General features: G+C 63.7%; 6 protein-coding genes and 2 riboswitches. All 6 genes read right to left on the reverse strand.

Translation table 11 applies throughout. The features are described 5' to 3' along the window. Positions 1-112: 112 nt before the first annotated feature. The gene (metA, locus tag QM672_RS27390) at positions 113-1,036 is read right to left on the reverse strand and encodes a homoserine O-acetyltransferase MetA (protein ID WP_415086420.1); all 924 of its coding nucleotides are present in this window, start codon (positions 1,034-1,036) and stop codon (positions 113-115) included. Positions 1,037-1,089: 53 nt separating this feature from the next. Continuing rightward, positions 1,090-1,167: riboswitch (SAM riboswitch) on the reverse strand. Between the two features lie 121 nt (positions 1,168-1,288). Beyond that, positions 1,289-5,059: a methionine synthase gene (gene metH / locus QM672_RS27395; protein WP_415086422.1), complete on the reverse strand. Its 3,771-nt coding sequence runs from the start codon at positions 5,057-5,059 to the stop codon at positions 1,289-1,291. Between the two features lie 396 nt (positions 5,060-5,455). Further along, positions 5,456-5,761 (reverse strand): hypothetical protein, encoded by a 306-nt coding sequence (locus QM672_RS27400; protein WP_415086424.1) that lies wholly within the window; start codon positions 5,759-5,761, stop codon positions 5,456-5,458. Between the two features lies 1 nt (position 5,762). Further along, complete coding sequence (locus QM672_RS27405; protein WP_415086426.1) at positions 5,763-6,851, reverse strand: 2Fe-2S iron-sulfur cluster-binding protein; 1,089 nt, start codon at positions 6,849-6,851, stop codon at positions 5,763-5,765. A 160-nt stretch (positions 6,852-7,011) separates the two neighbouring features. Continuing rightward, positions 7,012-8,256 carry an aromatic ring-hydroxylating oxygenase subunit alpha gene (locus tag QM672_RS27410; protein ID WP_415086428.1) on the reverse strand — a complete coding sequence of 415 codons (1,245 nt, stop codon included), beginning with the start codon at positions 8,254-8,256 and terminating at the stop codon, positions 7,012-7,014. A gap of 116 nt (positions 8,257-8,372) precedes the next feature. Then, positions 8,373-8,578, reverse strand: a riboswitch (cobalamin riboswitch). A 450-nt stretch (positions 8,579-9,028) separates the two neighbouring features. Then, a partial coding sequence (locus tag QM672_RS27415; RefSeq protein ID WP_415086430.1) for a ribonucleotide-diphosphate reductase subunit beta occupies positions 9,029-9,564 on the reverse strand: 536 nt, incomplete at its 5' end.

Below are 9,564 nucleotides of genomic sequence, written 5' to 3' on the forward strand. Positions count from 1 at the left end.
GTAAGAACGGGGCGAGGGGGCTCGGACGTGGAGCATAATCTCCAGCTCGGTCATCTCGCCCGACCCTCAAGTTGGCGTCTATGGGCAGGGTGCCCTCTGTGCCCGGAAGGCCTCAGCGTCCCTTGCCGACCTCGCTCAGATCGTAGGACGTCGTCTGGTAGATCTCGTTGATCCAGTTGCCGAACAGGAGATGGGCGTGGCTGCGCCAGAAATTGCGCGGCGGGAAGGACGGGTCGTCATAGGGGAAGTAGTTCTTCGGCAGCTTGATCGGCACGCCTGCGTCGACATCGCGAAAATATTCATCGGCCAGCGAGGTCGATTCATATTCGACATGGTTGAACAGATAGAGCCGGTTGCCTTGTTGCTCGTGAATGAGACAAACGCCGGTTTCGTCCGAATCCATCAGGATCTCCAGCTCGGCGTTCTTGCGCACGTCCTCGCCGCGCACCTCCGTCCAGCGCGAGACGGGGACGTGGAAGTCGTCCGAAAAGCCGTTGAGATAGATCGAGGAAGGCTTGCGGTTGTGGTGCTGGTAGACGCCGAAGGCCTTCTCCGTGAGCTCATATTTGGGAATGCGATGGAAATGCCAGATGGCCGCCATCGCCCCCCAGCACACGTTCAGCGTGGAATGCACGTTGGTCGTGGTCCAGTCGAGGATCTGCTCGAGCTCCTTCCAATAGGTCACCTCCTCGAAGGGGAGGGTCTCCACCGGTGCGCCGGTGATGATGAAGCCGTCGAACTTGCGCTCGCGTACTTCTTCCCAGGTTTCGTAGAAGGCGAGCAGATGCTCTTCCGAGGTGTTCTTGGCGCGATGGCCGCCGACCCGCACCAGCGAAAGTTCGACCTGCAGCGGCGTGGCCCCGACCAGGCGCGCCATCTGCAATTCGGTGCGGATCTTGTTGGGCATCAAATTGAGCAGGCCTATCTGCAGCGGGCGGATGTCCTGCCGGATGGCGGCGGTTTCCGTCATCACCCGCACCCCTTCGCTGACCAGGGTGGAGAAGGCGGGCAAGGTATCCGGAATCTTGATAGGCATGTTGCACTCGATCGACGTTGGGCCTGCCGGAACAATGCCGCAGGCCCACGGATGGAATGCATCCAGCGGCCCTTTAGCGAGTTGTTTAACGTGGCTGCAAGCCGGCCGGCCAAATCACCACGGGAGAAGAGTTAATCCTGCGGTGATTGGAAATCAATGGTGTTCCTGGGAGCGCGGGCGTCCTCGCCCGCTCTTGCCGTCCTGAGGGCGAAGCGCTTCCAAGGGCGGGCGAGGATGCCCGCGCTCCCAGGTCTATTCCGCCGCCTCCTTGACGCCGGGCACATAGTTGAGCACCGGCGAAAGCCAGCGCTCGACCTCTTCCACGCTCATGCCCTTGCGGGCCGCATAGTCCTCGACCTGGTCCTGCTCGATCTTCGATACCCCGAAATAATAGGCATCGGGATGGGCGAAATAGAGCCCGGACACCGAGGCGCCCGGCCACATCGCATAGCTTTCGGTCAGCTGCACGCCGATGCGAGCCTCGGCGTCGAGCAGGCGGAACAGCGTGCCCTTCTCGGTATGGTCGGGCTGGGCGGGATAGCCGGGGGCAGGGCGGATACCGCGATACGGCTCGCCGATCAGTTCGTCGGGGGCCAGGTTCTCGTCGGCCGCATAGCCCCAGAACTCCTTGCGCACGCGCTCATGCATGCGTTCGGCGAAGGCCTCGGCGAAGCGATCGGCCAGGGCCTTGACCAGGATCGAGCCATAGTCGTCATTGGCACGTTCGAAGCGATGGGCGATCGCTTCCTCTTCCATGCCGGCGGTAACCACGAAGCCGCCGAGATAGTCGCCCTGGCCGCTGGTTGCAGGCGCGACGAAATCGGAGAGGGCGACGTTGGCCCGGCCGTCGCGCTTGGTGAGCTGCTGGCGCAAGGTGTGCAGGCTGGCGAGTTTCCGGCCGCGGCCCTCGTCCGTATACAGATGTATATCGTCGCCGACGGCATTGGCCGGCCAGAAGCCGATCACGGCCTTGGGGTGGAACCACTTCTCTTCGATGATGCGGGCGAGCATGGCCTGGGCATCGTCGAAGAGCTGGCGAGCGGCCGCACCCTGCTTCTCGTCGGAGAGGATGGCGGGATAGCGCCCCTTGAGCTCCCAGGTCTGGAAGAAGGGTGTCCAGTCGATATAGCGCGCCAGCTCGGCGAGGTCGTAATTCTCGAACACGCGCGTGCCGAGGAAGCCCGGCCTGGGGGCGACGAAGCCGGTCCAGTCCACCTTGTGGGCGTTGGCCCTGGCCTTGGCGAGCGGCAGGCGCAGTTTGTCGGCCTCGCTGCGGGCATGGGCGGCCGCGACCTTGGCATATTCGGCCTGGACGGTCTCGACATAGCCTGGCTTGATCGTCGGCGAGAGCAGGCTGGAGACCACACCGACGGCTCGGCTCGCATCCGTCACATAGACGGCCTGGCCACGGTCATAGCGCGGATGCACCTTCACGGCGGTGTGGACGCGGCTGGTGGTGGCTCCCCCGATCAGCAAGGGAATGTCGAAGCCCTCGCGCTCCATCTCCGCGGCGACATGCACCATTTCATCGAGCGAGGGCGTGATCAGGCCGGAGAGGCCGATGATGTCGACCTTCTCCTGGCGCGCGACTTCGAGGATCTTGGCAGAAGGGACCATCACGCCGAGATCGATGATCTCGTAATTGTTGCAGGCGAGCACGACGCCGACGATGTTCTTGCCGATGTCGTGCACGTCGCCCTTCACGGTGGCCATCAGCACCTTGCCGGCGCTCTGGCGGACCTGCCCGCCATTGGCCGCCTTCTCCGCTTCCATATAGGGCAGCAGCACTGCCACGGCCTGCTTCATCACGCGGGCCGACTTGACCACCTGGGGCAGGAACATCTTGCCCGAGCCGAACAGGTCGCCCACCACGTTCATGCCGGCCATCAGCGGGCCTTCGATGACGTGCAGCGGGCGCTCTGCCGCCAGCCGGGCTTCCTCGGTGTCCTCGTTGATATAGTCGGTGATGCCGTTGACGAGGGCATGTTCGAGGCGCTTTTCCACCGACCAGCTCCGCCAGGCGAGATCCTGGACCTTGGCCTCCTTCGGGCCTGCGCCACGGAAGCGTTCGGCTAGCGCCAGCAGGCGCTCCGTCGCGTCGTCCAGGCGATTGAGCACCACGTCCTCGCAGGCCTCGCGCAACTCCGCATCGATGGATTCATAGACGGCAAGCTGGCCGGCATTGACGATGCCCATATCCATGCCGGCCTGGATGGCATGGTAGAGGAACACGGCGTGCATGGCTTCGCGCACGGGTTCGTTGCCGCGGAAGGAGAAGGAGAGATTGGAGACGCCGCCCGAAATATGGGCGTGGGGCAGGGTTTCCCTGATCTGCCGCGTCGCCTCGATGAAGGCGACACCATAGCCGTTATGCTCCTCGATGCCGGTGGCGACGGCGAAGATGTTGGGATCGAAGACGATGTCCTCGGGCGGGAAACCGGCTTCCTGCGTCAGCAGCTTGTAGGCCCTGGTGCAGATCTGGACCTTGCGTTCCAGCGTATCGGCCTGTCCCTGTTCGTCGAAGGCCATCACCACCACGGCCGCGCCATAGGCACGCACCAGGCGGGCGTGATGAAGGAAGGCTTCCTCGCCTTCCTTCATGGAGATCGAATTGACCAGTGGCTTGCCCTGGACGCATTTCAGGCCGGCCTCGATGATCGAGAATTTCGAGGAATCGATCATCACCGGCACGCGGGCGATGTCCGGTTCGGCCGCGATCAGGTTGAGGAATTCGACCATGGCCTTTTCGGAATCGATCAGGCCTTCGTCCATGTTGATGTCGATGACCTGGGCGCCATTGGCCACCTGGTCGCGGGCGATATCGAGGGCGGTGGCGTAGTCGCCGGCGGTGATGAGCTTGCGGAACTTGGCGGAGCCGGTGACGTTGGTGCGCTCGCCGACATTCACGAAGGGGATGGTGGTGTCGAGCGTGAAGGGTTCCAGGCCCGACAGCTTCATCCTGGGCTCAGCTTCGGGAATGGCGCGCGGCTTGTGGCGACCCACGGCCTCGGCAATGGCGCGGATATGCTCCGGCGTCGAGCCGCAGCAGCCGCCGACGATGTTGACCAGGCCGTCGCGGGCAAACCCCTCGATCTGCGCCGCCATCGCTTCCGGGCTCTCGTCATACTGGCCGAACTCGTTGGGCAGGCCGGCATTGGGATAGGCGCAGACGAAAGTTTCGGCGACGGTGGAGATCTCGTCGAGATGCGCCCGCATCGCATTGGCACCGAGCGCGCAGTTGAGGCCGATCGTGAAGGGGCGGGCATGCCGCACCGAATGCCAGAACGCCGTCGGCGTCTGCCCGCTGAGGGTACGGCCCGAGAGATCCGTGATGGTACCCGAGATCATCACGGGCAGGCGCACATCCTTTTCGCCGAACACTTCCTCGCAGGCGAAGATCGCCGCCTTGGCGTTGAGCGTGTCGAAAATGGTTTCGATCAGGATGATGTCGGCACCGCCGTCGATGAGGCCGCGGATCTGCTCGGCATAGGCGATGCGGAGATCGTCGAAGCTGATGGCGCGATAGCCGGGATTGTTGACGTCGGGCGAGATCGAGGCGGTGCGGTTGGTCGGGCCGAGCGCTCCGGCGACGAAGCGCCGGCGCCCGTCCTGCTGCTGCGCCTTGATCGCGGCACGGCGGGCAAGGCGCGCACCGTCGCGGTTGAGGTCGTAGACCGCCTCCTGCATGCCGTAATCGGCCTGGGCGATCGAGGTGGAGGAGAAGGTGTTCGTCTCCAATATGTCGGCCCCGGCCATGGCATAGGCGTAGTGGATCGCTTCGATCGCCGCAGGCTGGGTGAGGGTGAGGAGGTCGTTGTTGCCCTTGAGGTGGCAGTCACAGCCGACGAAGCGCTCGCCCCGGAAATGGTCCTCCTCGAAGCCGAGCCCCTGGATCTGCGTGCCCATGGCGCCATCGAGGATCAGGATGCGCTCCCGCGCGGCGGCGGTAAGGGCGGCAAGGATCTCCGCGCCCCGATCGGTCTGGGCAGGCGCGGCGAACAGGGCTTCGACCGGAGCGCTCATAACGAGCTCCTATAACGGAATTACGATATCAAGATATCCTTATATGATAGCGCCGAGAAAGGCGAGGTCAAGGTGAACTGTCCTGGAAGCGTCGGTTTTCTGTCTGGGATTGCGGGATGGATAGGAAGGTCAGACAGGAGTCCACGGCTCTGGTGCAGACAATGCTGGTGTCGTACCCGGTTAGAAAGACGGGCCTGTCATCCCCGGCGAGCGAAGCGAGGGAAGGGGATCCAGGGGCTGTGAGCGACATGCCTCGGCCCTGGATTCCCTTCCCACCGCCTGCGGCGGCGCCGGGAATGACAGCACCTCTTCTATCTAGCATAAAGCAAGCGCTATAATGTCCGGCATCATGCGGGAAACGCCTCGGCTGGGACCGTGGACGTCTCGTCCGCTTCTTCAGGCATCCACCCGCAAACGCCGCCGACCCCGTCGCCGGCCGGCATGATCGCGCACCTCGTCGAGCAGGCTGCTCAGATGCGGCAGCAGCGGATTGTCCGATGTCGAGGCCTCGTGCAGCAGGACTTTCAAATCGGCGGCTTCCCTGGCCAGGTCCGCGCCGTCTTCACGGCTGAGGATCCAGGCCAGCAGGAGGGTACGGGCCCGCTCCTCGGGCATGACGGGGCCATCAGCCCGTGTGGCCCGCAGGATGGAGTGCACGATGGCGGCGTCGACATCGACGGTGTTCTGCGCGGCGATCGTCATCTCAGGCCTCGATCTCGACGCGGCCGAGCGGCCTGGTGCAGCAAGCCAGCACCAGGCCGGCGGCGATTTCCTCCTCGCGAATGCCGCCCTGATGGGTCATCGCGGTCTCTCCCGACAGGCATTGCACCTTGCAGGTGCCGCAGAGCCCCATGGTGCAGCCGGTCGGAATGTTGAGGCCGGCGCCACGGGCGAGTTGGAGAATGGTGTCGCGGCTGGAGGCCGGCACCTCGATGCCGGATTTGGTGAAGGCCACGCTGGCTTCGCCGGCAAGGGCCTCGTCCGCACCGACTTCCTCCATTGGCGTTTCGGCTGGCTGAAAGCTCTCTTCATGATAGCGGCGCATGTCGTAGCCATTGGCTTCGAGCATGTCCTTGACCGCTGCCATGAAGGGTGCGGGGCCGCAGCAGAATACTTCGCGCTCGCGGAAATCCGGTGCGATCAGGCGTAGGGCCGGGGCGTTGAGCCGACCCTGGAAGCCGGTCCAGGCTTCATGGGCCTCGGTCTCTTCCACGATCCAGGCGAGGCGGAGGCGCTGCATGCGTCCGGCCATGCGTTCCAGTTCCTGGCGGAAGATGATCTCGCCCGGCCGGCGTGCGCAGTTGACGAAAGCGATATCGGTGGCGCCGCCGTGGTCTTCGGCAAAACGGGTCATCGACATCATCGGCGTGATGCCCGAGCCGGCCGAGATGAAGAGGTATTTTTCGGCCGGATGACGAGAGAAGCTGAACTGTCCGAGCGGGCCGTAGGCCTTCAAGCGCGTGCCGGGTTTGAGGTTATCAAGCATCCAGCGCGTGCCGATGCTGGAGGCCTGCGCCTTGGCGGTGACGCTGATCGAAAGCGGGCGGGAAGGGCTCGACGACAGCGTATAGGTGCGCAGCACCGGCCCGGCCTCGGCGGGGATCTCCAGCGTGATGAACTGGCCGGGCTCGTAGCGGAACCAGCCCTGTTCGGCGGCGCGGAAGGTGAAGGTCGCGACATCGCGGCCCTCATGGATGATCGAAACGCATTCGAGTGCCTGGCTCTGATCGTTCCAGGGCGGCGTTTCGTCGATATGCCTGAATTTCGCCAGGGCTGCGGAGGGCGTCGGCATGGTGTCTACCCCTGTATATATCGGTTTTGCTAACACCCTCCCCTGGAGCGGGAGGGGCGACGCGAAGCGTCGGGGTGGGGTGTTTTCGTCGGCTGCTGTGTTTCTCACCCCACCCCGGACTTCGTCCGACCCTCCCCCTCCAGGGGAGGGTGAAAGGGCCTCAGGCCACGCTGCGCAGGCGGACGCCGTCATTACCCAGCGCCGCTTCCATGGCGTTGCGATACCATTCGACGAACTGCATCACGCCGCCCTCGTGTTCGGGGGCGTAGGGGCCGGGTGTGTAGACGGGCGAGGAGACGCCGAGCTGGTTCTCCTCGACGATCTGGCGATCCTGGTCGTTGGTCATCTGCCAGACATGGGTGAGTTCATCGAGGTCGTAGTCGACCCCCTCGACCGCATCCTTGTGCACCAGCCATTTGGTGGTGACTTGGGTTTCCTTCGGCCCGATCGGGAGCACGCGGAAGCTGACGGCATGGTCGCCCAGCACGTGGTTCCAGGTGGTGGGATAGTGAAAGAGCAGGAGGGCGCCGATATTGCCTTCCTCGATCGTCGGGCTGAGGGGGCGCTGCACGGCCGGCTTGCCGGACATCGTATAGCTGGCGGCATTGCGCAGCAGCGGCATGCGCGCCATGCGGAACTGGCCGTCATCGGAAATGCTGAAGGTGCTGGGCAGGCCGGCTTCCTCGCAACGCCGCCAATGCTGGCCGATGAGCGGATCCTTGTCGGCGCCCTGCACGCCTGTCACCGTCGGGGCCTCGGGGAAGGTGCGGCAGAGCTCGGGATGATTGCCCGCGCAGTGGTAGCACTCGCGGTTGTTCTCCCAGACCAGCTTCCAATTGCCCTTCTCGACGATGGTGCTCTCGAAGGCCACCTTGGTGTTCTTCAGGCCATGCGGTGCCAGATAGGGCATGGCGCCGGCGCGGAAGGTCTCGAAATCGGGTGCCTCCTTGGCAAGGCAGATCCAGACATAGCCGGCCACGCTCTCGCAATGCACGGGCTTCAGCCCATATTGCGCGGCATCGAAGCCGGGTCCCATGTCGCGGGCGAACAACAGGCGGCCGTCGAGTTCGTAGGTCCACTGATGATAGGGGCAGACCAGCTTGGCGACGCTGCCGCTTGTCGCGGCGCAGAGCCGTGATCCCCGGTGCCGGCAGGAATTGTGAAAGGCGCGAATGGCACCGTCGCCGGAGCGCAGCACGATCACCGGATAATCGCCGACCTGGAGGGTGAAATAGCTGCCCGGCTTGCCGAGCTCGCAGTCATGGCCCGCGAACAGCCATTCGCGATACCAGATGTTCTCCATATCCAGCCGGAAGAATTCCGGGTCGGTGTAGAATTTGCCCTCGAGCGTCGTGCCCGGCTGATGGGTCCGGAGACGGCTCAGCATGTCCTGATGCGCAGTCATGTCAAAATCCCGCGTGACAACCAATGCGTTGACTTGACGGCGGGAGGGGAAAGCGGCCCGGCGGTCTGCGCCGGTGAAAAGGCACAGCCGAACCTCCTTCCGGAACGCCCACCGCGTCCGTCGGTTTTCATCGGGGCTGGTTTCCGGGCTCAGGAGCGGCCTTCCGGCCCGATCGCGACGCCTTCCCAGGTCTTCCCGACCCAGTGGCACCTGCCGCGATCTTCTCCTCTACCGTTGCGGGGGCAGCGCCGGATTTGGACCGGCTTCCCAATTCTCCGGGCCGCCTTGGGAGCGGACCGGCACCTCGAATGAGGATTAGAATACATCGAGTCGGCGCGCCGACTAGAGACGATGCGACGGATGATGGTGTGTTCAGGACATTGTTGTCGAGGGCTTGGAGAGGCAGGTCGGGAAGGGGACACCGAATGTCCATCATCCCCCGCGCGGCGGGGAACGACAAAGCAACCAATCACGCTCTTTTCGAGGTATTTGCGCGGTGCTTAAGCGCGAATGAAATTATTCTCGGTAGCGCTGCCCCTCACCTTACCTCTCCCCGTAAGAACGGGGCGAGGAGACTCCGGCGTCGAGTTTAATGCCGAAAACCCGTCATCTCGCCCACCGGCAGAGCGAGATGAGAGTTTTGAAGACTATTCGCTACGCGTGCGCCCCCTCGCCCCGTTCTTACGGGGAGAGGTAAGGTGAGGGGCAGCGCGCGCCCGACGACAAGGGAATGCAATTCCTGCCCAATGGCCTGCTCCTTGAATGCCCGCCATCAATCCCAGCTCAGCGCACCGCCGTTCTGATATTCGATGACGCGCGTCTCGAAGAAGTTCTTCTCCTTCTTCAGGTCCATCGCCTCGCTCATCCAGGGGAAGGGGTTCTCGACATCAGGAAATACCGGCATGAGGCCGAGCTGGGCGCAGCGCCTGTTGGCGATGAAACGCATATATTGTTCGCACGACACCGCGTTGAGGCCGAGAAAGCCGCGCGGCATGGTATCCCGGCCATAGGCGGCTTCCAGCTCGGCGGCCTCGCGGATCATCCGCTGCAGATCGGCCTGGAAGGTCAGCGTCCACAGATGCGGGTTCTCATGTCTGATCTGGTTGATCACGTCGATGCCGAAATTGAGATGGATGCTCTCGTCGCGCAGGATGTATTGATACTGCTCGGCGATCCCCACCATCTTGTTGCGCCGGCCGAGCGAGAGGATCTGGGCAAAGCCGGTATAGAACCACATGCCCTCGAAGATCACATAGAAGGCGACGAGGTCGCGCAGGAAGGCCTGGTCGGCATCCGGCGTGCCGGTCT

This window comes from Labrys sp. (in: a-proteobacteria) (assembly GCF_047605565.1).
GTDB lineage: Bacteria > Pseudomonadota > Alphaproteobacteria > Rhizobiales > Labraceae > Labrys > Labrys neptuniae.